This window comes from Xanthomonas albilineans (assembly GCF_002939705.1).
Classification (GTDB): Bacteria; Pseudomonadota; Gammaproteobacteria; order Xanthomonadales; family Xanthomonadaceae; genus Xanthomonas_A; species Xanthomonas_A albilineans.
Window position 1 is genome coordinate 34,625 of record NZ_MDCB01000009.1, and the last position, 24,723, is coordinate 59,347.

General features: G+C 65.0%; 17 protein-coding genes and 1 pseudogene. 6 read left to right on the forward strand and 12 right to left on the reverse strand.

The genetic code is table 11. From position 1 onward, the window contains the following. Nucleotides 1-167: 167 nt before the first annotated feature. Entirely contained in the window at nucleotides 168-1,199 is a 1,032-nt protein-coding gene (locus XalbCFBP2523_RS09525; RefSeq protein ID WP_045766555.1) for a patatin-like phospholipase family protein, read from the reverse strand. Nucleotides 1,200-1,466: 267 nt separating this feature from the next. On the opposite strand from XalbCFBP2523_RS09525, the gene XalbCFBP2523_RS09530 reads away from it, so the two are divergent. Then, a complete protein-coding gene (locus XalbCFBP2523_RS09530) occupies nucleotides 1,467-2,789 on the forward strand; it encodes an amidohydrolase (protein WP_045766556.1) in 1,323 nt (440 codons plus the stop codon). Nucleotides 2,790-2,837: 48 nt separating this feature from the next. On the opposite strand, the gene XalbCFBP2523_RS09535 is transcribed toward XalbCFBP2523_RS09530, so the two are convergent. Both XalbCFBP2523_RS09535 and XalbCFBP2523_RS09540 read right to left on the reverse strand, forming a co-directional pair. Continuing rightward, nucleotides 2,838-3,845 carry a TIGR00266 family protein gene (locus tag XalbCFBP2523_RS09535; protein ID WP_045766557.1) on the reverse strand — a complete coding sequence of 336 codons (1,008 nt, stop codon included), beginning with the start codon at nucleotides 3,843-3,845 and terminating at the stop codon, nucleotides 2,838-2,840. 54 nt (nucleotides 3,846-3,899) lie between these two features. Next, the gene (locus XalbCFBP2523_RS09540; RefSeq protein ID WP_045766558.1) at nucleotides 3,900-4,853 is read right to left on the reverse strand and encodes a TerC family protein; all 954 of its coding nucleotides are present in this window, start codon (nucleotides 4,851-4,853) and stop codon (nucleotides 3,900-3,902) included. Between the two features lie 257 nt (nucleotides 4,854-5,110). On the opposite strand from XalbCFBP2523_RS09540, the gene XalbCFBP2523_RS09545 reads away from it, so the two are divergent. From XalbCFBP2523_RS09545 to XalbCFBP2523_RS09570, 5 genes are all read left to right on the forward strand, one after another. Beyond that, nucleotides 5,111-6,292 carry a class I SAM-dependent rRNA methyltransferase gene (locus XalbCFBP2523_RS09545; protein ID WP_045766901.1) on the forward strand — a complete coding sequence of 394 codons (1,182 nt, stop codon included), beginning with the start codon at nucleotides 5,111-5,113 and terminating at the stop codon, nucleotides 6,290-6,292. Between the two features lie 567 nt (nucleotides 6,293-6,859). Beyond that, nucleotides 6,860-10,015: a TonB-dependent receptor gene (locus XalbCFBP2523_RS09555; RefSeq protein ID WP_045766560.1), complete on the forward strand. Its 3,156-nt coding sequence runs from the start codon at nucleotides 6,860-6,862 to the stop codon at nucleotides 10,013-10,015. Nucleotides 10,016-10,052: 37 nt separating this feature from the next. After that, nucleotides 10,053-10,802: a SapC family protein gene (locus XalbCFBP2523_RS09560; protein ID WP_012917620.1), complete on the forward strand. Its 750-nt coding sequence runs from the start codon at nucleotides 10,053-10,055 to the stop codon at nucleotides 10,800-10,802. Next, the gene (locus XalbCFBP2523_RS09565) at nucleotides 10,799-11,833 is read left to right on the forward strand and encodes a cupin-like domain-containing protein (RefSeq protein ID WP_045766561.1); all 1,035 of its coding nucleotides are present in this window, start codon (nucleotides 10,799-10,801) and stop codon (nucleotides 11,831-11,833) included. The genes XalbCFBP2523_RS09560 and XalbCFBP2523_RS09565 overlap by 4 nt, the downstream gene beginning before the upstream one ends. A gap of 45 nt (nucleotides 11,834-11,878) precedes the next feature. Beyond that, a complete protein-coding gene (locus XalbCFBP2523_RS09570) occupies nucleotides 11,879-13,405 on the forward strand; it encodes a tryptophan halogenase family protein (RefSeq protein WP_196297630.1) in 1,527 nt (508 codons plus the stop codon). Between the two features lie 32 nt (nucleotides 13,406-13,437). Here the strand turns inward: XalbCFBP2523_RS09570 and XalbCFBP2523_RS09575 are convergent, their stop codons facing one another. From XalbCFBP2523_RS09575 to XalbCFBP2523_RS17140, 9 genes and pseudogenes are all read right to left on the reverse strand, one after another. Continuing rightward, nucleotides 13,438-14,880: an amino acid permease gene (locus tag XalbCFBP2523_RS09575; RefSeq protein WP_012917623.1), complete on the reverse strand. Its 1,443-nt coding sequence runs from the start codon at nucleotides 14,878-14,880 to the stop codon at nucleotides 13,438-13,440. A gap of 86 nt (nucleotides 14,881-14,966) precedes the next feature. Further along, a complete protein-coding gene (locus XalbCFBP2523_RS09580) occupies nucleotides 14,967-15,587 on the reverse strand; it encodes a response regulator transcription factor (protein ID WP_045766902.1) in 621 nt (206 codons plus the stop codon). Next, nucleotides 15,584-16,657, reverse strand: a complete 1,074-nt coding sequence (locus tag XalbCFBP2523_RS09585) for a sensor histidine kinase (protein WP_045766563.1) — start codon at nucleotides 16,655-16,657, stop codon at nucleotides 15,584-15,586. Before XalbCFBP2523_RS09585 ends, XalbCFBP2523_RS09580 begins: the two co-directional genes overlap by 4 nt. Nucleotides 16,658-16,702: 45 nt before the next feature. Continuing rightward, complete coding sequence (locus tag XalbCFBP2523_RS09590) at nucleotides 16,703-17,431, reverse strand: MgtC/SapB family protein (protein WP_045758679.1); 729 nt, start codon at nucleotides 17,429-17,431, stop codon at nucleotides 16,703-16,705. Nucleotides 17,432-17,561: 130 nt separating this feature from the next. Further along, on the reverse strand, nucleotides 17,562-19,016 hold the full coding sequence (locus XalbCFBP2523_RS09595) for an efflux transporter outer membrane subunit (RefSeq protein ID WP_045761179.1): 1,455 nt from the start codon (nucleotides 19,014-19,016) through the stop codon (nucleotides 17,562-17,564). Next, nucleotides 19,013-22,117 (reverse strand): efflux RND transporter permease subunit, encoded by a 3,105-nt coding sequence (locus XalbCFBP2523_RS09600; RefSeq protein ID WP_045766903.1) that lies wholly within the window; start codon nucleotides 22,115-22,117, stop codon nucleotides 19,013-19,015. The genes XalbCFBP2523_RS09595 and XalbCFBP2523_RS09600 overlap by 4 nt, the downstream gene beginning before the upstream one ends. Then, a complete protein-coding gene (locus tag XalbCFBP2523_RS09605; protein ID WP_045766564.1) occupies nucleotides 22,110-23,219 on the reverse strand; it encodes an efflux RND transporter periplasmic adaptor subunit in 1,110 nt (369 codons plus the stop codon). The genes XalbCFBP2523_RS09600 and XalbCFBP2523_RS09605 overlap by 8 nt, the downstream gene beginning before the upstream one ends. 91 nt (nucleotides 23,220-23,310) lie before the next feature. Beyond that, on the reverse strand, nucleotides 23,311-23,646 hold the full coding sequence (locus XalbCFBP2523_RS09610) for a hypothetical protein (RefSeq protein WP_012917630.1): 336 nt from the start codon (nucleotides 23,644-23,646) through the stop codon (nucleotides 23,311-23,313). Nucleotides 23,647-24,208: 562 nt separating this feature from the next. Continuing rightward, nucleotides 24,209-24,434: pseudogene (locus XalbCFBP2523_RS17140) on the reverse strand (IS30 family transposase); the annotation flags it as partial. Between the last annotated feature and the right edge of the window lie 289 nt (nucleotides 24,435-24,723).

The following is a 24,723-nucleotide window of genomic DNA, read 5'->3' on the forward strand; positions in this document are numbered from 1 at the left end:
TAAAATGCAGTCTAGCCTAATAATCCAACCCGCTCATTTCCAATTTCTACAGTGCTGGTAGGTACGGTTCAATCATAGAAGCCAGTTGCGAACCACCAGACTAGTGTCCATGGTGCAGCGCGATCCAATGGAGGACGTTGACCGCCCCGACGGCGGCTCGACGCAGCTCAGTCCTGACGCTTGCAAGGTGCATCGCGCCCAAACAAACGACCCAGGCGCGAGCGTGGTGGGCACGGTGGCGGGGCTGCCGTTTGCGTCGCCTTCGCCGCGGCCGCCGCCGCCGCCGCGCGTTGCTGCTGCAATTGCGCCAGCATGGCTTTGATCTGCGGCATCGCCGCTAATGCGGCTTTCTCGCCTTCCAGAATCGCCGCGTTGCGCTGCGCGAAATCCGCCGCGCCAATCTCGTTGACCTTGGGCCGGATCACAATGTCTGCGCGCGCAAGTTCCTGCTGACCCAAGCGCTGCCCCATGATCGCAATCGTTTGGTTGACGATGCCGAACATGCCGCTTGGATTCTTGCCGCTGGCCTTGCTGGAAATGTCCACGGCAATCACCACGTCGGCGCCGAGTTGGCGCGCGGCGTCCACCGGCACGGGGCTGACCACGCCGCCATCGACATAGTGGTACTTGCCGATGGCGACCGGCTCGAACACGCCGGGAATACTGCTGGAAGCACGCACCGCCTGACCGGCGTTGCCACGCACGAACACGGTGCGCTCGCCGTCCTCCAAACGCGTGGCCACCGCAGCGAACGGTCGTGCGAGTTTCTCGATCGGTGTGTACTTGAGTTGCGTGTTGACGTAGTCCTGCAGCGCCTGGCCCTGCATCAGTCCGCCGGAGAACAGGCGCATATCGCGGATGCTGCGTTCGTCCAGCGCCTCCGCCGCCTGCTGTAACTGGAACGCGTCCATGCCACTGGCGTACAGCGCGCCGACCACGCTGCCGGCGCTGGTGCCGGAGACCACCGCCGGTTCCAGGCCGTTGGCCTGCAGCATTTTGATGACACCGATGTGGGCGAACCCCTTGGCCGCGCCACCACCGAGGGCGATACCGATCCGCAACGGTTTGGTTGCAGGCGCCGGTACAAGATCGCGGACCACCGGCGCAGGCGCGGCGGGCTTGGGCTCGCCGCCGCAGGCGCCGAGCAGGCAGACCAGGGACACAGACAGCAGGAAACGCGAGCGACGAAAGGCGGTCATGGCGGAGGTCGTGCTGAAGTGTGATGTGGGTGAGCGGAGGAGCATACACGCGGTGACCTTGCCCGCCGGTAAGCCGCTCGGTGGGCCGACGGCGACAGCGGCGATGGACGGCAGATCGTCCAATGAGTCGAACTGCGCGTTGCCGCACGCGCTATGCGCTATGAAATTCGTTGTCCGCCTACACCCCGATTGGTATCTTGCCGCCATGCATTCGACACAACAGACACCTTGCGGTGAGACCTCGTCCCGATCATTGGATCACCTGCCATGAGACGCCCACCATTGCGGTGCCTGTCGATGTTCCTGCTGTGCGCAGCGTTTCCCTGCCACGCGCTGGATGCCGTGGCGGTGAAGCAGGACGTGGACGGCGTCCTCGAACAGCACTATCCGCAGCTTGAGGCGCTGTACAAGAGCGTGCACCAGCATCCCGAGCTCGGTTTCGAGGAAACCGCGACCGCGCAACGGCTTGCAAAGGAAATGCGCGCGCTGGGCTTCCAGGTCAACGAGGGCATCGGCAAGACCGGACTGGTGGCGATCTATCGCAACGGTCCCGGGCCGACGGTCATGGTGCGCACCGAACTGGACGCGCTGCCGATGCGCGAAACCACCGGCTTAGCGTACGCCAGCACCGTGCATCTGCACTCCAAGGATCGGGACACCTACGTGGCGCACAGTTGCGGCCACGACATTCACATGGCGATCTGGGTCGGCACGGCCACGGCGTTGCTGCAGTTGCGCACGCAGTGGCACGGCACGCTGATGTTCATCGCCCAGCCGGCGGAGGAAAAGGGTCGCGGCGCGCAGGCGATGCTCGACGACGGCCTGTTCGCCCGGTTCGGCAAGCCGGACTATGGCTTTGCGCTGCATGTCGGCCCGGGTCCGTATGGCCATGTCTACTACAAGCCCGGCGCGATGACCTCCAACTCCGACTCGCTGGAGGTGGTGTTCGAAGGCAAGGGTGGGCACGCGGCGATACCGGCGGCGACGATCGACCCGATTCTCATCGCCGCGCGCTTCGTGGTCGACGTGCAGAGCGTGATCAGCCGCGAAAAGGACCCGGCGGCGTTCGGTGTGGTCAGCATCGGAACATTCAACGCGGGCGATGCCGGCAACGTCATCCCCGAGCACGCGCAGCTGCGCGGCACCATTCGCAGTTACGATCCGCAGGTCCGCGACAAGTTGCTCGATGGCGTACGCCGCACCGCGCTTGCCAGCGCCCAGATGGCCGGCGCGCCCGTGCCGCAGATTGCGTTGGGTGCGCACGGTTCCAAGGCGGTGATCAACGATACGGCGCTGGCCGAGCGCACCGGCACGGTGTTCGCGCAGGCGTTCGGGAGCGATGCCGAACGCCAGAGCGAACCGAGCGCGGCCAGCGAAGACTACTCGGCCTTCATCGCAGCCGGCGTGCCATCGTTGTACTTCAGTATCGGCGGACTCGACCCGCAGTGGCTGCAACAGGCCAAACAAAAAGGCGAACGCATTCCGGTCAACCATTCGCCGGATTTCGCGCCGGTCCCGCAGCCCAGCATCCGCACCGGCGTGGAAGCGATGACGCTGGCGGTCATGAACGCGATGCCGCCAGCACCCTGAGCGGCGCGGCGCCGGGCGTACAGCCGGGGCGCCGCGCGCGGTGGCACTTCAAAAGTTATTGTCGCCGTCCAGCATGCGGCCGAAGTTGCCCAGCACCGAGCCTTCGTCGCGGTTCTGCCTGCCGCCCTGCGGCGCGGCGGCGAACATCCGCGCGGCCAGGCGCGAGAACGGTAGCGATTGCAGCCACACCTTGCCGGGACCGGTCAGCGTGGCGAGGAACATGCCTTCGCCACCGAAGAGCATGCTCTTGATCCCGCTGACCGCGCGCACGTCCATGTCCACCGTAGCGTGGAAGGCGACCACGCAGCCGGTGTCCACGTCCACGCGCTCGCCGGCCGCCAATTCGCGTTCGACCACGCAACCGCCGGCATGCACGAAGACCCAACCATCGCCCTCCAGCTTCTGCATGACGAATCCTTCGCCGCCGAACAGGCCGGTCATGATCTTGCGCTGGAAGTGGATCCCCAGCGACACCCCGCGCGCGCCGGCCAGGAAGCTGTCCTTTTGGCAGATCAGGCAACCGCCATGTTGGTCCAGCTTCATCGCCAATACCGTGCCGGGATACGGGGCGGCGAAGGCCACCTTGGCCTTGCCCTGGCCCTGATGGGTGAACACGGTGGTGAACAAGGTCGCGCCGGTCACCAGACGCTTGCCCGCCGAGAGTAGCTTGCCCATCAGCCCGCCTTGATTGGCAGAGCCGTCGCCGAACACGGTGTCCATCTGCACCGCGGTGTCCTTGAACATCAGCGCGCCGGCTTCGGCCACCGCGCTTTCGCCAGGGTCCAGTTCGATCTCCACGAATTGCATCTCGTGCCCGACGATGCGGTAGTCGATGGCGTCGGATCTACCCGCGGGCGGTGGTGGCAGATCCGGGGGCATGCCGCCGATGCCGCTGTCGCGCAGGGCGTCGATCTGAGCGACTGGTTGCCAATTACTCTGGCCCTGGCACCAGGCCAGGGCGTTGGGGTGGTTGCGCGCGAATGCGATCGCGGCGGCGGTGTCGAACGGCCCGGAGCGGGTCTGTTCGCTGCCGGTGAGAAAGTACCACTGAGGCATGTCTGCAGGTCCTTGGCGGAAGTCGGCGACGAGTCTAGCCTGCCGCGCGCAGACTCAGTGCGCCGATTTGGCCGGGCGCAACAGACTCAACACCACGGTGGCCCCGATCACCGCCACCACCGCGCTCAACGACACCCATACCGGAATTTTGTACAGCTCGATGATCAGCATCTTGATGCCAATGAACACCAGCACGATTGCCAGGCCATAAGGCAGCAGGTGGAAGCGCTCGGCCATGCCCGCCAGCAGGAAGAACATCGCACGCAGGCCCAACACCGCGAACACGTTGGAGGTCAGCACGATGAACGGGTCGGTGGTGATCGCGAAGATCGCCGGGATGCTGTCCACCGCGAAGATCACATCAGTGATGGCGATCAGTATCAGCACCGCGAACAGCGGGGTGAACCAGCGCTTGCCTTCCTGGGTCAGGCTCAGCGCGTTGCCGTGGTACTGCGCGGTCAGACGCAGGTGTTTGCGCATGAAGCGTAGCACCGGGTTGGCCTCCAGGTCCGGTTGCTTGCCCGCCGAATACCACATCTTGATGCCGGTCAGCAGCAGGAACGCGCCGAACAGGTATAGCAGCCAGTGGAACTTACTCAGCAACACCGCGCCAGCGAAGATCATCACCGCGCGCAACACGATCGCGCCGAGCACGCCGATGACCAGCACGCGCTGGCGCTGCTCCTCCGGCACCGCGAAGTAGCCCATGAGCATCAGGAACACGAAGATGTTGTCGACCGCCAGCGATTTTTCGACCAGGTAGCCGGTCAGAAACTCCAGTGCGTAACGATTGCCGGTGGCCGTGTCGATGGCCTCGCGCAGGTACCACCACAGTCCGGCATTGAACGCCAGCGCCAGCGCGATCCAACCCAGGCTCCACCACAGCGCTTCCTTGAAGGTGACCTTGTGCGGGCCGCCGTGGCGCATCAGCACCAGGTCCACCAGCAGCGCCACGACCACCACGATCGCGAAACCGCTCCACAACCACACGTTGCCTATCGTTTGCATTGGGAATTTTCCGTCAGTGAACAGGGAAACTCGGGGCCGTAGTGGCGGCGGCGTTCCGGACGGAGACGACGATGTCGTCCAGGGAATGCCTTCGCCACTGCGGCGAAGGTCTCGCTCGCAGCCGGCTAACCGGCTGCCGTTGCACCGGAGCCCGCAGGCTCGAATTGACGGCGACAACGTCGGGAGCTACTCCCCTTCTGCCTGCATTCTTACCACGACCAGCAGTGACGTCAATCCGGGCGGCTACAATGTCGTTCATGAATACGTCTCTACCCGTCGTCCGCCTCAAGAACGCCTGGCGCTCCAGTCATCCGTGGATCTTCCAGAAACTGGTCGAAAAACCCGCCGCCAAACCCAAGCCGGGCGCACTGGTGGACGTGGTCGGGGTGGACGGCGTGTGGATCGGGCGCGGTTTCTACAATGGGCATTCGCGCATCGCCGTGCGCATTCTCGAGACCGATCCCGACATCGCCATCGACGAACACTGGTTCGGGCGCAAGATCGCCGGGGCGGTGGCGCTGCGCCGCGAGGTGCTCAAGCTTGACGCGGTCAGCGACGCCTGGCGGGTGGTGCACGCCGAGGGCGACGGCTTGTCCGGGCTGGTGGTGGACCGCTATGGCGATCTGCTCGTGGTGGAGTTCTTCAGTGCCGGCATGTTCCGCCACCGCGAGTGGATCTATGCCGCGCTACGTGCGCAGTTTCCCGGCGCGCGGTTTTACAGTTTCGCCGAGGAGCATGTGCAGAAGCAGGAGAGCTTCGATTATCGCCCGGTCTCCAGCAGCGGCGAGCGCCCGGAACCGGCGATCATCAGCGAGTACGGCGTGCGCTTCCGCGCCGATCCGGCTGGCGCGCACAAGACCGGTTTCTTCGCCGACCAACGCGAGAACCGGCAATGGCTGAGCCAGCAAGTGCGAGGCAAGCGCGTGCTCGATCTGTGCTGCAACACCGGCGGCTTCGCGGTGTACGCCCAGGTGCGCGGCGCGGCCGAAGTGGTCGGCGTGGATATCGACCAAGATGTCATCGAGATCGCCAAGGGCAATGCGCGGCTCAACGAGGTGCGTCCCAAGTTCGTGCAGGCCGACATCTTCCCGTACCTGCGCGACGCCGCCGCGCGCGGCGACCAATACGATGTGGTGATCCTGGACCCGGCCAAGATGACACGCGACCGCGACCAGGTGATCCCGGCGCTGAAGAAATATCTGGACATGAACAAGCTGGCCCTGGGTGTGGTCGCCCCGGGCGGTTTGTTCGCCACGTTCTCTTGCACCGGCCTGGTCGCCGAACACGAGTTCTTGGACATGCTGCGCCGCGCCGCTTATTTCTCCGGGCGCACCCTGCAGATCCTGAAGGTCGCCGGCGCTGGCGCCGACCATCCGTTCATGGCCCACGTGCAGGAATCGCGCTACCTCAAGGCGGTGTTCTGCCGGGTGCTGGACTGATCCAGCAGATCGGTCTGATCGGTGAGCGGCGACATTCGATGAGTCGCTCACCGCAGAAGATGGCCGCCATGGCCAACCAGAGCAGCGCGCGCAGATGCGCGCCGAATCGCTCCCCCCCATGGCCGCGACAGCAATCGGGGCCGACGTCCGAGCGCATGCCATTGCGATGGTCCGCACGTGGAGCCACCGTGCCCAGAGGCTGATAACGCTTACAACGTGGCCTGCATCCCAGCTAGCGCATGACATTGCGTGCTTTGTTGCGACGCAGAGTGACAAGCATTGAGATGAAAGATTAAGTTTGGTGCATCCGTTGATAGCGCTATCACCATCGGCTGCGTGCCGATGGATACGTTGCCATCGACAGGAGCGGGCGGCTCGCACAGCCAGCCGTCCGCGTTGTAAGCGTGCGCGTGATGCGCACGGTGCGCTTCGGGGGAACGATGAATAGTGAGGGGATGCACACGCAGGCATGTCGGGCAATGCGCGTCGCGTACCAGTGACAGCCGCAATACGGGCCATCGTCGCACTTGGCGTTGCCCGTTCGACATCAGCACCGAGGACATTCAAATGCGTCAGCCGTTGAAGAAGTTCCGCTCCAGGGCCATGTTCACTTTCATCGGCGGTGTGCTGGTGATCAATCCGGCATTCGCGCAGCAGGCCGCGCAGACACCGGCCGCGGAAACCACGCCACCCGCCAATGCCACCACGCTCGATACGGTCAGCGTCACCGGCATGCGTAACAGTCTGAATCAGTCGATGGGGATCAAGCGCGACAACGTCGGCGTGGTCGATGCGATCAGCGCCGAAGACATCGGCAAGTTTCCCGACACCAACCTGGCCGAATCGCTGCAGCGCATCACCGGCATCTCGATCGAGCGCCGCGATGGCGAAGGCGCCCAGGTCACCGCGCGCGGTTTCGGGCCGCAGTTCAATCTCGTGACTCTCAACGGACGTCAGATTCCCGGTGCCGATGCGTTCGGCGCCCCCGGCGCAGCGCCGATCGGTGGCGTGGATGGCGGCACCCGCGCGTTCAATTTCGCTCAACTGGCTTCCGAGGCGATCAGCGGCCTGGAGGTCTACAAGACCAGCCGCGCCAACGCGCCGAGCGGCGGTATCGGCGCCACCATCAACATTCTCACCGACCGGCCATTCAACCATCAGGGCATCGTCGCCAGCGCCGGCGCCAAGGCCGCCTACGACACCTCGCAGCCGTTCACCCACAAGCTCACTCCGGAGTTGTCCGGCATCTTCAGCTACACCAATCCGGACAAGACCTGGGGAATCGGCCTGAGCGGCAGCTACCAGAAGCGGCAAGGCGGGTCGGTGCAGTCGACCGAGAATGCCTGGAACATCCAACGCTGGACCGGCAACGAACCGGCCCTGCGGCCGGGCGCAAACGTGCAGAACGTGCCGCAGATCGGCCAGCTCTACGGCATGCCCAACGACGTGCGCTATGCGTTCGCCGATTTCGAGCGCGAACGCCTCAACGGCCAGGCCGTGCTGCAGTTCGCGCCGACCGATAGCCTGACCCTGACCCTGGACTACACCTATTCGACCAACAAGATCACCGAGAACCGCGGCGAACAGGGCATGTGGCTGCAACGTGCCAACAGCTTCACCGATCTGACCTTCGACACCGGACAGGCGGTGGCCACGCCGGTGTATCTGCGCGACGTGCCCGACGGTGTAAAGGACTTCGGCATGGAGCAGCAGCGCAGCATGCAGAAGTACAAACTTGGCTCGCTCGGCTTCAACGCCGATTGGCAGGCCGCCGACCGCCTGCGCCTGACCTTCGATGCACACGACTCCAAAAGCCAGAGCCTGCCCAACGACCCACTCACCGGCGGCAGCGCCACCTACTTCAGCTTCGCCGGCACCAACAATTGCAGCAACGGCCCGCAATGCGGCGGGCAATGGGCGCAGGAACTGCGCTTCAACAACGGCCTGCCGATCGGAACCCGCACCTGGTACCCGAGCGCAGCCGATTCGCTGGCCGGCACCAACGGCGTGGTCAACCAGCCGTTCACGCCGGCAGAACTCGGCTCGCAGGTGCTGCGCATCTATTACCAGAGCCAAGTGACCGAGGTGAAGGAAGGACGCGCCGATGGTCAGTGGGACTTCGACAACGGCCGTTTCCAGTTCGGCGTGGACGACGCCAAGACCACCACGCATCGACGGATCAGCGACAATTACGCAGGCTTGGGCGATTGGAGCGTATCCAACGCCGGCAACGAACCCGGCATGGTGGCGTTGCTGCGGCCGGTCAGCATCACCGGCCTGTTCAACGATTTCAATACCGCCGGCATTGCCTCCAGCGCTTGGCGCGGCAACGCCGACCAATTGGCACAGTGGGGCGCCAATGCCTACGGCGTGGGCACGCGCTACAACAACCACTTCAGCAGCGACAACCAGGTCGCCGAGAAAACCCGTGCCGCGTACATGCAGCTGGAATTGGACGGCCAGCTCGGCAACATGACCACCAATACCCGCATCGGCGTGCGTTACGAAAAGACCAATGTGGTCGCCACGGCCCTGGTGGCCACGCCCGTGGCGCTGGAGTGGCAGTCCAACAACGATTTCCAGTTGCTGCGCTCCACCGACGTGCAACCCTTCAGCGAAAAACACAGCTACAGCTACGTACTGCCGAATCTGGATTTCAGCATCAACCTCACCGAAGCGCTGAAGGCGCGCGCGTCGTTCGGCCAGAGCATCGCGCGCGCGCCATACAACAACCTGGTTCCCGGGCCGACGCCCGGCACCCCCAGCGGCTCGATCCTCATCAATCCTTCCACGCGCGCCGCCGGCAGCGCGCAGAATCCCAGTCTGGACCCGTTGAAATCCAACAATCTCGATTTGGCGTTGGAGTGGTATTTCGCCGATACCAGCTATGTCTCGATGACGTTCTGGGACAAGCGCGTGTCCAACTTCATCGGCACCAGTGTCAGCCGGGAACCCTTGTACGGGCTGCGCGATCCCACCTCCGGCCCGGACGCGCAGACTGCGCTGGCGTTCCTGCGTAGCGGCGCGTGCGCCGCACAAGTCGCCGCTGCCGGTGGCGACGCCACTTCGGCGTGTTCGGCCAACGACACCTCGCTGTTCTCCACCGTGGCGTTGTTGCGCAATGCGGCCAAGACAGGCGGATTGGCCGCCTACAACGGCAGTTCCGCGCAAAGCCTGGCGCTGGAGAACGCCTACGATCTGGTCGGCCAGGCCAACGATCCGTTGTACGAATTCGACGTCTCGCGCCCGGTCAACCAGAACAAGGCGCATATCCACGGCTGGGAGCTCGGCGGGCAGTACTTCTTCGGCGACACCGGCTTCGGCGTCTACGCCAACTACACCATCGTCAAGGGCGATGTCGGTTTCAACGATACGGTCCTGGACCGCGACCAATTCGCGTTGCTTGGTCTCAGCAATACCGCCAATGCCATGCTGATCTACGAAAAACACCGGTGGAGTGCGCGCCTGGCCTGGAACTGGCGCGACAAGTACCTGATCGCCGCCAACCAGGACGGCTCCAACCGCAACCCGTATTACGTCGAGCCATACAAACAACTGGACTTGAGCGTGAGTTACGCGATCACCGACAAGCTGTCCATCGGCTTCGAAGGGATCAACCTCACCAGCGAGGATGTTCGCTGGCACGGGCGTTCGCAAAAGCAGATCATCAAGCTCATCGACCAAAGCCCACGCTACACGGTGGGTGTACGTTATACCTTCTGAACGTCAGCGGCAGGTTTAACGCCAAGCTAGAACATCGATGGCCCGATTCGAACTGCTCAACAATGTGACCCATCATGACCTGCGCGTGATCCTACGCTTTGGCGCCGCATTCGGCGACGCCATCGGGATGGTGCAGGCATTCCCGACCGAGTTCGCCGACCTGCAACGCGAATATCCGATTTTCCTGCGCAAGAACACCATCGGCAGCGGTTTCCACGCGGTGGCGCTGCTGGGTTTCGAACCGCAGGAAAACCTGTTCCTGCAAGGCGAACGCTGGAATGCGGCGTATCTGCCCGGGGCTATCGCCAAGGGTCCGTTCCTGATCGGCTTTCAGGAACGGCACGAAGACGGCATCGCGCGGCGCGAGCCAGTGATCCATGTCGATCTGGAACACCCGCGGATCAGCCGCAGCGAAGGCGAGCCCATCTTCCTGCCGCAGGGCGGGCATAGCACCTATCTGGAACACATCATCACCGTGCTGCGCGGCATCCGCGATGGCGTGGAAGGCGGCGATGCGATGTTCGCCGCTTTCGATGCACTGGGCCTGATCCAGCCGTTGCATGTCGACGTACAGCTCGACAGCGCACACGCGGTGAACCTGGCCGGCCTGTACTGCATCGACCGCGAACGCCTGGCCGCGTTGGACGCGACGGCATTGCACGGCCTGCATCACGCCGGCTATTTGGAAGGCGCCTACCTGATCCTGGCATCGATGCAGGCCATGCGCTGGTTGATGGCCGAGAAACAGCGTCGCTTACAGCAAGGCGACGCCATGGTCGCAGCATGAGCGCGTTGCCGCAGCGCGTGCTGACGGCAATCGCCGAACGTGCCGATTGCCGTGCCGACGCGCTGCCGCTAGAGGCGTTGTACGATGCCGGCGAACCGGTGGTGCTGCGCGGTCTGGTAAGCGATTGGAGCTTGGTCCAGGCCGGTCTGCACGGTCCGCAGGCAGCGATGGCGTTGCTGCGCGCGCATGCCACACAACAGGTGCTGGCGTATTCCTACGGTGCGCCGCAGATCGGTGGCCGACCGTTCTACAACGCCGATTTCACCGCGTTGAACTTCGAGGTCAGGCACGACGACCTGCATGGGCTGCTGGAAGCCATCGCCACCCATCTGGACGTAGTGCAGTCACCGGCCTACTACCTGGCCTCGCTCCCGATGGACACGCACCTGCCGGGGTTGCGCGCCGACAACGCGGTGGACTTCGCCGCGCATGGCATCGCCGCGCAACCGAATATCTGGATCGGCAACCGGATCACCGCCAGCTGCCACTACGACGTGCCGCACAACCTGGCCTGTTGCGCGGTTGGACGGCGCCGTTTCACGGTGTTTGCGCCGGAGCAGATCGAGAACCTGTACCCGGGGCCGCTGGAGCTCAATCCCGGTGGCCAGGCGGTCAGCGTGGTCGACTTCGACGCACCGGATTTCGTTCGTTATCCGCGTTTCCGCGAGGCATTGATGCATGGCCGCAGCGCGGTGCTGGAACCTGGCGATGCGCTGTTCCTGCCAGCGCTGTGGTGGCACCATGTGCAAGCACTGGAATCATTCAACGTGCTCGTCAACTATTGGTGGAGCCAAGCACCGGCGCAGCTGCCGGCACCGATGCCGGCGCTGCAACATGCGCTGTGGGCGCTGCGCGACCGACCACCGCCGGAGAAGGCAGCCTGGCGCGCGTTGTTCGACTACTACGTGTTCGGCGCGGCCGAGCGGGCCGGCGCACATCTGCCGGCGCAGGCACGGCAGCTACTCGGGCCGATCGACGAGACGCAGGCGCGGCAATTGCGCGCCATGTTGCTATCCCGGCTCAACCGCTGACGTCCAACGCCCCTGGTCAGCGCACTTCACGATGGCAGAAGAGAGATCGCAATGACCCAAATACGCAAGGTGGTGATCGCAGGCGGCGGCACCGCGGGATGGATCGCCGGCTGCGCACTGGCGCATCAGTTCCGTGATCTGCTCGAGATCACCCTGATCGAATCCGAACAGATCGGCACGATCGGCGTCGGCGAAGCCACGCTGCCACCGTTGCGTCAATTCCACCGCTTCGTGCAGATCGACGAGCAGGAATTCCTACGCGCGGTCGCCGGCACCTTCAAGCTGTCGATTTCCTTCGAGCACTGGGGGCAAGCGGGCGAGCGCTACATGCATCCGTTCGGGATCACCGGGCAGAGCACCCTGGTCTGCGCCTTCCACCACTTCTGGCTGGAGGCGCAGCGGCGCGGACTGCATTCGGAACTGGGCGATTACTGCCTGGAGAGCGTAGCCGCACGCGCGGATCGCTTCGCACGCGAAGCGCCATCGCCGCTCAATTACGCCTATCACCTCGATGCCGGCCTGTATGCACGCCTGTTGCGCGCACACGCAGAGCGACACGGGCTACGCCGCGTGGAGGGCAAGATCTGCCAGGTGCGGCAGCATCCGGAGAACGGTGCGATTACCGCGTTGCAACTGGAGGATGGACAACTGATCGACGGCGATCTGTTCATCGACTGCACGGGCTTTCGCGGCCTGCTGATCGAGCAAACCCTGCACAGCGGATACGAAGACTGGAGCCACTGGTTGCCCTGCGACCGCGCGGTGGCGGTGCAGGCCGAGGCGGTGGCGCCACCGGTGCCGTATACCCGCACCATCGCCCACGCCGCCGGTTGGCGTTGGCAGATTCCGCTGCAGCATCGCGTCGGTTGCGGGCTGGTGTATTCCAGCGCGCATCTGTCCGACGAGGCGGCGCGTGCGCAGTTGCTGCGCGAGGTCGCCGCACCGACGTTGAAAGAGCCATCGCTGGTGCCGTTCCGCACGGGTCGCCGGCGCAAGACCTGGAACAAGAACGTGATCGCGCTGGGCCTGGCCAGCGGCTTCATCGAGCCGCTGGAATCGACCAGCATCCATCTGACCATCACCGCGGTGATGCGTCTGCTGGCGCTGTTTCCCAGCGACGGCATTGCCCCGTCGCTGGAGGCGCTGTACAACGCGGCCAGCCGCGCCGAGATGGAGCACGTGCGCGATTTCGTGATCCTGCATTACCACGCGACCCGGCGCGAAGAACCGATGTGGCGCGCGTGTCGGGAGATGCCATTGCCGGCGTCGTTGCAGCAACGCCTGGACGCCTGGCGCGCACGTGCGCATGTCTGGCAGGACACCGACGCACTGTTTCGGGGGGATTCGTGGGCCTACGTGCTGCTCGGTCAGGGCGTGATGCCCAACGCACATCATCCGCTGGCGCACGCATTGCCGGACCAGGAATTGCAACGCTTCCTCGCCGCGATCCGTGCGCCGATCGAACGCAGCGTGGCGCAAATGCCATCGCAAGCGCAGTTCATCGCCCAATACTGCAAGGCGCCGCCGCAGGTGTGGGCGGGTTCGCCGATGACGGCGCTGGCGAACGCCTGAACAACGCAGCGAACACGACCATCGGACTGCGGTTACGAGCGCATCTGCGCGCGCTGCAACTGGCTGTTACGGTAGCCATACAGCAGGTAGGCGACCAGACCCAGCGCATTCCAGCACATGAACCAGAACTGCGTGGTCTGCGGCAAACTACAGAACAAATACACACAGCCGCCAATCGCCAGCGGCCCGACCACCCATGCCAGCGGCGTGCGGAAGCTGCGGACACGCGCAGGTTCGCGCACGCGCAGCACCAGCATGCACGCGGCCACGGCGATGAACGCGGCCAGGGTGCCGGCATTGGCCAACGCGGCGATTTCGTCCAGCCTCGCAACGCCGGCCAGCGCCGCGACCAGCACCGCCGTGAATAGCGTCGTCGCCACCGGCGTGCCGGTCCGCGGATGGACCTTGGACAAACCGCGCGGCAGCAGGCCATCGCGCGACATCACGAAGAAGATCCGGCTCTGTCCGTACAGGAACGCCAGCAGCACCGTCGGCAGCGCGATCACCGCGACCACGCCGATGGCCGCCGCCGCCTTGGCCTGACCCAGCTCGCGCAAGATCAGCGCCAATGGCTCGGCGCTGGCGCCGAACACGCTGTAACGCATCGCGCCAATCGCCGCCAACGCCACCAGCATGTAGATCAGAGTACAACCGATCATCGAACCGACGATGCCGATCGCCAGGTCGCGCTTGGGATTCTTGGTTTCCTCGGCGGCGGTGGAGATCGCATCGAACCCATAGAAGGCGAAGAAAATGATCGCCGCCGCCGCCATCACCCCATGCGCAACACCATCGGCCCCGACCGTTTTGGGAAAGCCGTAGGGCATGAACGGTTGCAGATTGCTGCGATGGAATGCAGGCAGCGCCGTCGCCACGAAGATACCCAGGGCGATCAGCTTCAGCGTCACCAGCACCGCGTTGAGCGTCGCACTTTCCTTGGTGCCGGCCATCAGCAGGCCAGCCACCGCGAAGGTGATCAATACCGCCGGCAGGTTGACGATGCCGCCAGCGTGCGGACCGGCAACCAACGCCGCCGGCAACGTCAAGTCGACGCCCCACTGCGCGTTGGCCCAGTGCAGAAAGCCGACGAAATAGCCGGACCAGCCAACCGCCACCGTGCTGACCACCAGCGAATATTCCAGAATCAGGCTCCACCCCACCACCCAGGCGATGCTCTCGCCAAGCGCAACGTAGCTATAGGTGTAGGCACTGCCGGCGGCCGGCATCAGCGTGGCCATCTCCGCATAAGCCAACGCGGCGCAGGCGCAGATCGCACCGGCCACCGCGAACGACACCAGCACCGCCGGCCCTGCCAATTGCGCGCCGACCCCGATCAAGGTGTAGATGCCGGTGCCGACGATCGCGCCAATACCAAGCGCCACCAAATGCGGCCAGCGTAGCGTGGGCACTAGTCGACGTCCGGCTTCGTGGACGGTGACCAGATCGAACGATTTGCGCCGGAACAGGAACGACATGTGAACCTCGGGAGCGACGGAACAGGGGGAAGTATCAGCGAACGCAGTGCAGCAAAGCTATGCCCGCATGCGCTGCGTACCGTCGCCTACAACCCCAGGCGCTCGGCCAGCCGTACCAGTTCCGCCAGCGAGCCGACCTGCAATTTGCGCATGGCATGGCCACGCCGCACTTTCACGGTGATTTCGCTGAGCTGCAACCGCGATGCCACCTGCTTGTTCAACAATCCCTGCACTACGAGTTCCACCACGTCCTGTTCGCCCGGAGTCAGCCGTGCCCAGCGCGCACGCAATTGGGCCTGCGCGGCTTCGGCTTCGCGCCGCGCACGGTCGCGGGCGATGCCATGTTCGATCGCATCGAGCAGATCCTGGTCGCGGAACGGCTTGGTCAGGAATTCGATCGCGCCGTTTTTCATCGCCTCCACGCTCATCGGGATGTCGCCATGGCCGGTGATGAAGATCGTCGGCAATGCCAGTCCCGCCTCGCGCATGTGCCGATGAAACTCCATGCCGCTCTGTCCGGGCATGCGAATATCCAGTACCAGGCAGGCCGGTGCATCGGCCTGCGGATGCGCCAGAAAATCGCGCGTGGACGCGAACGCATGCACCTGCAGGTCCACCGAGGCGAACAGATCTTCCAGGGCGGCGCGGATCGACGCATCGTCGTCGATCAGGTACACCACCGGACGCGGTGGGGTGGCGGCGCTCATGATCGCGTTCCGCTCGCAGCGGCGGGCAGGCACACGCAGAACACCGCGCCATGCGGGCGGCCAGGCTCGGCCCAGATGCGCCCGCCACCGGCTTCGACGATGCTGCGGCTGATACTCAAGCCGATACCGATGCCGTCTTGTTTGGTGGTCCAGAACGCATCGAACAGATGCGCCTGCGCTTGCGCCGACAAGCCTTCGCCGGCATCGGCCACGCTCAGCCGCAGCGTGCGCGCATCTTCGCGTTCGGTGACGATGCGCAGCGTGCGCTGTGCCGGTGGCGTGGCCGCCATCGCCTCGACTGCGTTGAGCAGCAGGTTGCCGATCACCTGCTGGATTTGCACCGGGTCGGCCGAGACCTGCGGCAGCGCCGTGGCCAACTCGGTTTGCACCGTCACCGCATTGCGCTCCAGTTCGCCGTGCGACATCGCCAGTACCTCGGCGACCGCGGCGTTGAGGTCGAAAGCGCGCTTCTGCGGCGCCTCGCCCTTGGTCAGGCGCCGCACGCGCGCGATCACTTCGCCGGCACGCTCGGCATCGGCGAGGATCCGCGCCAGCGCCGCGCGGGCCTTGTCCAGATTCGGCGGCTGCTGATCGAGCCAGCGCTGGCAAGCGTGACCGCTAGTGACGATCGCCGCCAGCGGCTGGTTGACCTCGTGCGCGATCGACGCGGTCAGATTGCCCAGGCTGCGCACGCGCGCCAACCGCAGCAACTGCGCCTGCGCCGCATGCGTGGCGGCCTTGGCGCGTTCCATCTGCATTGCGATGGAGGCGGTCACCGCCACCACCACGATGCTGATGGCCGAATTGATGACACCGACGTGGTAGGCGCCGGCATGGCTCAAATGGAAGCTGAGCACAATCAGCATCACGCAGATGCCGGCCAGCAGTGCCAGCCCGGCCGGCGCCAGCAACCGCGCCGCGCCGAGGATCGCCACGGTGTAGAACAGCGGCGCGGCCACCGCGTAATCGGTGAGCGTGTCGGCAACGAAGATCGCCGCCAACACCACGCACAGCGCGGCCAGACCGAGCAGGCGCCGGTGCGGCGGCAATGGCTTGAAACACGCGATCATCGGCGGCACGGCAACGGTGAAGGGACGGATACGGGCACGGCCAGCTCAGCCTTCGGCGCCGGCGTTCCAGAACGCCTGTTGGACACCGCGCTCGCCCTCCAGGCGCTGGACCACCGCATCCAGTTCCTCGGCGCGCACCGCGGTGGCGTACAGGGTCGCGGCAATCTCCACATCCTCGTGTCCGAACGAATGCTGTTCCACTTCGCGCGCCGGGTAGTGTGCCTCTTCCAGCAGTTCGATCAAGCGTTCGCGGATCGTGCCGTGCACCTCGCGCGCGCAGATCGCATAGAACATGTAAGTGGCTTCGACCGAGGATTCCTTCAACGGATGCCGGTTGATCCGGTTCACCATCGGTCGCAGCAGGGTATTGCTGAGCAGCACGAAGGCCGCCGCCAGCACCGCTTCGGCAATCAGTCCGGCACCGGCGCAGGCACCGACCGCTCCCGAGCCCCACAAGGTGGCCGCGGTGTTGAGCCCGGTGACGTTGGCGCCCTCTTTCATGATCGCACCGGCACCGAGAAAGCCGATCCCCGAGACCACGTACGCCACCACTTGCACCGCGCCCTGGGAACCGCCGTGGATCTCGAACAGGCGGTTGCCGAGCGAGACGAAGATCGCCGCGCCGACCGCGACCAGAGTATTGGTGCGCAGCCCAGCGGTGCGCTGGCGCACTTGGCGTTCGAAGCCGATGATCGCGCCGAGCACGAAGGCGGCCGACAGGCTCACCAGGGTGTCGAGCAGCGAGCCGGGATTGAACAGACGCAGCGCTTCCATCAAGACACATTCCGGAGGATGAAGGGACCGAGCATGACGGCTCCGGGATAAGAAATGGGCGGTTCCGGGATGCCTATGATGCCGGGTTAGTGTGGCATCTGGCAGCTGAGGCGGCGCGAGCGCGCGCAGTTCAGCGCACGGCGGTCTGCGGCGCCGGGTCGTCGGCCGCAGGCGGCGCGCCGCCCAGGGCCTGGAACAGGGCCACGGTATCGGCATAGCGCTGCGTTTGCGCCTGCACCAGCGCGATCACCGCTTGTTGCTCGACCTGTTCGGCTTGCAACAACTGCAAGCCGCTGCCGGCACCCAGCGCGTGCTGACGCTGCGCCAACGCCAGGCTGCGCGCGGCGGCGGTGCGCGCGGCGACCGCGGCCTGCAACGTCTGCGCATCGCTGAGCAACGCCTGCAACGTATTGGCGGTGTCCTGCAACGCCGCCAGCACCACGCTGCGGTACTGGGCCTGCGCCTGATCGTAGGCGGCCACGGCGGCGCGCTGCTGGTGGCGCAGGCTACCGCCATGGAACAGCGGCGCGATCAACTCGCCGCCGAGCAGCCACTGCGCGCTGGTGCGCTCGAACAGCTGTCGCACCTGGGCGGCGGAACTGCCGATGTTGCCGCTCAGCGACAGACTGGGTAAGCGCGCCGCTGTGGCGACACCGATCTGCGCGCAGGCCGCATGCAATTGCGCTTGCGCCGCCGCGACGTCGGCGCGGCGCGCCAGCACCTGTGCCGGTAGGCTCAACGGCAGCACGGTCGGCAAGCGCAATGATCCCAGCGCGAAGCGTTGCGCGATGTCCTCACTGGGTGGTCGTCCTGCCAGAACCGCGAGCCGGGCACGCTGCTGCGCCAATTGCTGCTGCAGCGGCGGCAGGACGGCATGGGCTTGGGCCAGCGCCGCGTCCTGCGCGGCCAGATCGACACCGCTGGCCTGGCCGGCGGCGTACTGACGCTCAAGCAGTGTGCGCAGACGCTGCGCCAGCGCGATTTGCGCCTGCGCCGCATCGATCTGCGCGCGCAACCCGGCCTCCTGGATCGCACTGGCGACGACATTGCTGGTCAAGCTCATGTACGCGGCCTGGCGCTGGAAACGCTGCACCTCGGCCTGCGCCGCCAGTACCTCGTGTTGCCGCCGATTGCCGCCGAACACGTCCAGCACGTAACTCACGTTCACCTGCGCGGTATGCAGCGTGTACGGACTGCCACCCGCCTGCCGCTGCCGTTGCGGGCTGACTTGCAGATCGACCGCCGGCGCCAGACTGCCAAGCTGCGCTGCCGCAGTTTCGTTCGCCGCGCGCAACGCGGCGTCGGCCGCCTGCAGATCCGGATTGGCCTGCAGTGCCGCGTCCACCAGCATATCCAGCGCCGGCGAGGCGAACGCGCTCCACCAACGCGCCGGCACCGCTTCCCCTGGCAACAGGTGTTGCGCCGCGCCGGCCGGGTCCGCCGCACCAGCAGTCTGCGGTGGCAGCGGCGCGGCGGTGTAGCGGTCCACGGCCGGAACCGGCGGACGCACGAAATCCGGACCCACCCGACAACCGCCGAGCAGGGCCAGCGATAGCAAAGCGGATGCGATGCGGCGGGTGCTCATGCGACATCTCCTGCGCTCGCCGCGGCGCGCTGTGCGCGGGCGGCGGCCATGGTTTCGATCAGGTGATACAGCGACGGCAGCAACAGCAGGGTCAGCACGGTGGCGGTGACCAGTCCGCCGACCACCACCGTCGCCAAGGGACGCTGCACGTCGCTGCCCAGGCCGGTGGCCAGCATCGCCGGGGTCAGCCCCAGCGCGGCCACGGTGGCGGTGGTCAGCACGGGCCGCATGCGGCTGCGCGCGCCTTCGATCACCGCCTCGCGCAGCGGCTTGCCTTCCTCGTTGCGCAGACGGTTGATCTGCGCCAGCAGCAGCACCGCATTGAGCACGGCCACGCCGAACAAGGCGATGAAACCGACCGCGCTGGACACGTTCAAGGTCATCCCGCGCAGGTGCAACGCGGCCAGCCCACCGAGCATCGCCAACGGTACTGCGGCCAGCACCAGCAGCGGCTGGCGCAAGTTGCCGAAGCTGGCGAACAACAGCAGGAACATGATGCCCAGGGTCATCGGTGCGATCACCAGCAGGCGTGCCTGGGCGCGTTCCAGATTTTCGAACTGGCCGCCCCACACCACTTGGAAGCGCTGGTGGTCGAACCGCACCTGCTGTGCGATCGCGCCGCGCGCTTCGTGCAAAAATCCGGACAGATCGCGACCGCGCACGTTCAACCGCACCACGATGTTGCGGCGGGCCATTTCGCGCACGATCACGCTCTCGCCCGACACCGTGCGCAGGTGCGCCACCGCCGACAGCGGCAGCTTGGCGCCGCTGGGCGTGGTCAGCATCAACGCGCCGATCGTCTGCAAGGTGTCGCGCGTCCCAGGCGCAAAGCGCACGGTCATCGCGTAGCTGCGTTCGCCGACATAGAGTTGGCCGATCGGGCTGCCGCCGATGCCGGTGGCGATCAGATCAGCGATGTCGGCGGCATTGATGCCGTAGCGCGCGGCGGCAGCACGATCGATTTCGATCTTCAGGTTCGGCAGCGGCGGCTCCACATCCACTGTCACATCCGCCGCGCCCGGCACCGTGCGCAGGGTGGCCGCGATCCGGTCGGCGATCTGCCGCGCCTGGCTCACGTCGTCGCCGAACACCTTCACCGTCAAGTCGCCGTGCGCGCCGGACAGTTTGTCCTGGACGCCGTCGATCATCGGCTGCATGAAGCCAATGCTGTAACCGGGCATGCGCGCGTAACGCGCGGCGAGCGCGGCGATCAGCCCCTGCTTGTCCAGCCCGGGCCGCCACTGCGCATACGGGCGCAGGCCGACGCTGGCCTCGATATGCGACGGCGTCCAGTAGTCGGTGCCGTCATCGTTGCGGCCGGTCTGGGTCACGATGTAGCTGACTTCCGGAAACGCCAGCGTGGCACGCCGCAAGGCATTGGCCATCGCCGCGGCTTTGTCCAGGGTGATCCCTGGCGGCATCTGCACCTGCAGCCACAGCGAACCTTCGTCCAGATACGGCAGGAAATCACGGCCAATGCTGCCGCCCAGCAGGCCCAACGCCAACAGCGCACCCGCGCAACTGAACAGCAGCCAGCGCCTGCCGCCGACGCTGCGCGCCAGCAAACGTCCATAAGCAGCGGTCAGCGCCTGCAACACGCGGTTGTGCACCACCGGACGCGGACGGCGGAAAGCGAGCCAAGCCAGCGCCGGGATCAACGTCAGCGCCACGACCAATGCACCGATCAACGCCGCGCCGACTGCATAGGCCATCGGCGAAAACAGCTTGTATTCGATGCGTTGCAGCGCGAACAGGGGCAGGTAGGCACAGATGATGACCCCCATGCCGAAGAAAATCGGCCGCGCCACCTGCAGGGTCGCCGCGATGGCGTCCTGCGGCCGCAATGGCCGCGACGGATCGGCCTCGCGTTGGCGCAGGATATTCTCCACCAACACCACCGCGCCATCGACCAGGATGCCGAAATCGATCGCGCCCAGCGACAGCAGGTTGGCCGGAATTTTCAGGTGATGCATGAACACGAAGGCGATCAGCAAGGCCAACGGCACGGTCAAGGCCACGATGGCGGCCGCGCGCGGACTGCCGAGAAACAGCAACAGCACCAGACTGACCAACAGCATGCCTTCGAACAGGGTCGAGCCGACCGTGTGCAGCGTGGCATCGATCAGGGCGGTGCGGTCCAGGTAGGCGACCACTTTCACGTCCTTCGGCAACAACCCACCATTGAGTTCAGCGACCGCCGCATGCACGCCATGCAGGACCGCGGAAGGATTGGTGTCCTTGAGCAACAACACGATGCCTTCGATGGTGTCGGGATTGCCGTCCTTGCCCAGGATGCCGCGGCGCTCGACGTTGCCGTAGCGCAACGTGCCCAGTTGCCGCACCAGCACCGGCACGCCGTTGTGCGTCGTCACCGCTACCGCGCCCATGTCCTCGAGCGAATGCAGCAGGCCGACGCCGCGCACCACATAGCTTTGCTCGCCGCGATCGATCACGCTGCCACCGCCGTTGGCGTTGTTGGCGTTGATCGCATCCTTGACCTGCTGCAGGCTCAAACCGTATTGGGTGAGCCGTTGCGGATCCAGCTCCAGCATGAATTGCGTGGTGAGGCCGCCGAAGTTGCTCACATCGACCACGCCAGGCACTTTTTTCAATCGCGGGATCACCGTCCAGGTCTGCAATTCGGATAGCTCGCGCAGGCTGCGCGTCTTCGACTCCAGCGTGTAGCGGTAGATCTCGCCGGTCGGCGAGGTGTAGGCGTCCAAGCCAGGCGCGGCGTTATAAGGCAGGGTCACTTCGTTGAGCCGTTCCTGCAGGCGTTGCCGGGCGAAGTAACCATCGGTGCCATCGGCGAACACCACCGTGATCAGCGACAGGCCGAACACGCTGCGCGAGCGCAGCACCTCCATGCCGGGCGTGCCCAACAACGCGCGCTCCAGCGGCACGGTGATCTGCTGCTCCACCTCCTCGGCCGCCAGTCCCGGAACTTGCGTGACCACTTGCGAAGTGACGTCGGCGATGTCCGGATACGCTTCCAAAGACAATTGCGTCCAGCTCCACGCCCCATACAGTGCGACCGCCAGAAACACCAACCAGACGATGCCGCGACGCCGAAAACAGACGCTGACGATGGACTCAATCATCGAGCAGCGCTCCATTGCCGACCACCACGCGCTCGCCCGGGGCCAAGCCGGCGGTGATCTCGGTGTCGCTGCCCAGCGTTGCGCCGGTGGCCACCACACGCGAGACGTAGACGAACGGGGCCATCTCCACGTACACCCGCGTGCTCAACCCACTCTGGAGCAAGGCGGTCGTCGGCACCAGCAGCGCCGACCGCGACCGCGCCGCCAACCCGACGCGCGCAAACATGCCTGGCTTGAGGCGACCGTCGCGGTTGTCGATGGCGATACGCACGGTCAATGTGCGTGTGTCGGTATCGAGCAGATCGGCGATGTGCTGGACAGTGCCCTCGAATGACGCATCCGGGTAGGCATCGACATGGATCTGCGCATGCTGGCCGACGAACACCTGCCCGATATCGCGCTCGGCGACCTGGGCATTCACCCAGACCTTGGAGATGTCGGCGACCGTCATCGCCGTGGCGGTGGTGTCGTTCCAGTATCCACCCAGCGACGCGGCGATGTCGCTGATACGACCATCGATCGGCGAACGCATCGCATAGCGTCGGTGCGAGGCGGCCATCGGATCGGCACCAAGCTGGGCCAGGCGTTCGCGTGCGGCGCGCGCCTGATCCTGCGCCTGAGCCAGATCCAGTTGCGCCGCCTCGGCGTCCTTCTTGGTGGCGACATCGCCACTCAGCAGGGCTTGTTGCCGCTGCGCCTCGCGCTGCGCTTGACGCAACGCCGACTGCGCCTTGCCATCGTCGGCATAGGCGTTGGCCAGATCGACCGAGTCGATCACGAACAACGTCTCGCCGGCCTTCACCGGATCGCCGAGTCCATGCGCCAGGCTGACGATACGTCCACTGACCGGCGCCACCAGTTTCACTAGCCGTTCCGGCAGCGCTTCCACCACCCCGGGCGTCTCGATGGTCAGCGTGATCGGGCGCCGCACCACGGTGCCGATGGGTAGCGCGCCGCGCAACGGCGATTGTGGTGGAACGCGCAGTTGCGTACCACGACGCAGCACGGCAGACGCATTTTCAACAGCCTGCGGATGTGCGTGGCAGGCCGCGAGCAGCGGGACCGTGCACACGATGAGGAACAAAACACGAGAGCGATGCATTGAAACGGCACTCACCATGGCAAGAGCCAGCGCCACATGGCAGTCTGGCGTGGGAAGGGGAGATGGGAGCGAGCTATTTTCGGTGCGAGATTCAGTCGCGACGCAGTAACGATGCATCGAGCCACCAAGCCAGCACCGCGTGGCTCCTGTTCAATGTCGAAGCGGGCATACCGGCCGCATGCAAGCGCCGTTGCGCCGCGTGCGACAGTCGCGCACGGACGCGGATGCGGTCATCGACCGGCAGCAGCGACAATGCATCGGCCAGCACCCGCGGGGACTGTGCGGACACGGCCTTGGCGAAGGCGCGCGCGCCATGTGCGGCCAGCAGATAGCGCAGCGCTTCAGCGCGGTGCATGGCGACTGCGGCACGCAGGGCGCGCTGCAATCGGCGTTGCAGGCGGAAACGACGGAAAAAGAACAAGAACATGACGACCTCCTTGCGGCGCATCGCCGGCAAGGACACCGCCACCACTACGGCGACGGGCGTCTTCCGGGTCAGCGCAAGGCTATTACCAGGCGAAAAGAATGGGCGCGGAGTGCGGCGATGGCGCCGCGTCGATACGGGTCGGGATCCATGGCGATCTCCAGTGAGATGAAAGAAAGTGGCCGCGACAGCGACTGTGTCAAGTGACGCCGTGCCGGTGAATGCGGGCTTGCGACCTGTCGCTGACGGCCCGCGTCACGCCGCGTTGCGAGATGGAAAGTCTGGCATGCACGCCCGCGGTGCGCCAGCACGCGTGAGGCATCTACGCATGAACATCGGCATGCCTGCGCTATACCAAAGTATCGTGTTGGCGGGTGTCGGTCTTACAGAGACTCGGACTCCTCAAAGATTTCGTGTTTTTCGTGCAAATCACTTCGCAGCTTCCATCCGCATGGTCGCTGCCCGCCCCATCTCCCTCAGCTCCCGATTTTCAGACAGATCCTAGACATCTCCGTGCCATAGAAAATGGCAAGTTCAAATGTGTGCATGCGCAGTAAGGGCATTCTCAACTTGCAAGCGCAACACCTACGTTGAATTGAGCGCTCTCTTTTTCCAACGCCTGATTGATTTGGCGTCTTCCAGCCGAGCGTACGACGTGATCGAGCGTTCATCAGGTCTGCGACATTGTTGAGATATTCCTGGCTTGCCTTGGAAAGGTCCGGCCCCTTGGGCATGAACTGGTGCAGCAGTGCGTTGGTATTCTCACTGCTCACGCGTTGCCAAGGCGTATAGCGCACTGGCCTCAACAATTCTGCGCTTACGAACGCAGGCTTTACGACGCTGCCGATAGTGCTTGGCCGCGAGATTGGCAGCCTACACAGACGCGTTTTGACGTATCACTTCACGCGACAACGCAGACGCACTTCGTCCGATTCGACGCGCGATGGAGCGGAGCTGGCACCGTGGCTGAGCTCGATCTGCAGCAACGCGTGTTCTTCGCAGCTCAAACGGATGTATTGCCTTTCCATGCCAATCCCTTACGTGATTGAGGGGTGTTGTACTTGGAAGTTGAGTCCAAGA

What these genes read in the sequence shown, in the direction of transcription:
- XalbCFBP2523_RS09530 (WP_045766556.1), top strand. Translation starts at nt 1,467, where the DNA reads ATGAGACGCCCACCATTGCGGTGCCTGTCGATGTTCCTGCTGTGCGCA.
- XalbCFBP2523_RS09565 (WP_045766561.1), top strand. Translation starts at nt 10,799, where the DNA reads ATGAGCGCGTTGCCGCAGCGCGTGCTGACGGCAATCGCCGAACGTGCC.
- XalbCFBP2523_RS09600 (WP_045766903.1), bottom strand. Translation starts at nt 22,117, where the DNA reads ATGATTGAGTCCATCGTCAGCGTCTGTTTTCGGCGTCGCGGCATCGTC.
- XalbCFBP2523_RS09575 (WP_012917623.1), bottom strand. Translation starts at nt 14,880, where the DNA reads ATGTCGTTCCTGTTCCGGCGCAAATCGTTCGATCTGGTCACCGTCCAC.
- XalbCFBP2523_RS09590 (WP_045758679.1), bottom strand. Translation starts at nt 17,431, where the DNA reads ATGGAAGCGCTGCGTCTGTTCAATCCCGGCTCGCTGCTCGACACCCTG.
- XalbCFBP2523_RS09585 (WP_045766563.1), bottom strand. Translation starts at nt 16,657, where the DNA reads ATGATCGCGTGTTTCAAGCCATTGCCGCCGCACCGGCGCCTGCTCGGT.
- XalbCFBP2523_RS09560 (WP_012917620.1), top strand. Translation starts at nt 10,053, where the DNA reads ATGGCCCGATTCGAACTGCTCAACAATGTGACCCATCATGACCTGCGC.
- XalbCFBP2523_RS09545 (WP_045766901.1), top strand. Translation starts at nt 5,111, where the DNA reads ATGAATACGTCTCTACCCGTCGTCCGCCTCAAGAACGCCTGGCGCTCC.
- XalbCFBP2523_RS09610 (WP_012917630.1), bottom strand. Translation starts at nt 23,646, where the DNA reads ATGTTCTTGTTCTTTTTCCGTCGTTTCCGCCTGCAACGCCGATTGCAG.
- XalbCFBP2523_RS09605 (WP_045766564.1), bottom strand. Translation starts at nt 23,219, where the DNA reads ATGCATCGCTCTCGTGTTTTGTTCCTCATCGTGTGCACGGTCCCGCTG.
- XalbCFBP2523_RS09555 (WP_045766560.1), top strand. Translation starts at nt 6,860, where the DNA reads ATGCGTCAGCCGTTGAAGAAGTTCCGCTCCAGGGCCATGTTCACTTTC.
- XalbCFBP2523_RS09535 (WP_045766557.1), bottom strand. Translation starts at nt 3,845, where the DNA reads ATGCCTCAGTGGTACTTTCTCACCGGCAGCGAACAGACCCGCTCCGGG.
- XalbCFBP2523_RS09580 (WP_045766902.1), bottom strand. Translation starts at nt 15,587, where the DNA reads ATGAGCGCCGCCACCCCACCGCGTCCGGTGGTGTACCTGATCGACGAC.
- XalbCFBP2523_RS09525 (WP_045766555.1), bottom strand. Translation starts at nt 1,199, where the DNA reads ATGACCGCCTTTCGTCGCTCGCGTTTCCTGCTGTCTGTGTCCCTGGTC.
- XalbCFBP2523_RS09595 (WP_045761179.1), bottom strand. Translation starts at nt 19,016, where the DNA reads ATGAGCACCCGCCGCATCGCATCCGCTTTGCTATCGCTGGCCCTGCTC.
- XalbCFBP2523_RS09540 (WP_045766558.1), bottom strand. Translation starts at nt 4,853, where the DNA reads ATGCAAACGATAGGCAACGTGTGGTTGTGGAGCGGTTTCGCGATCGTG.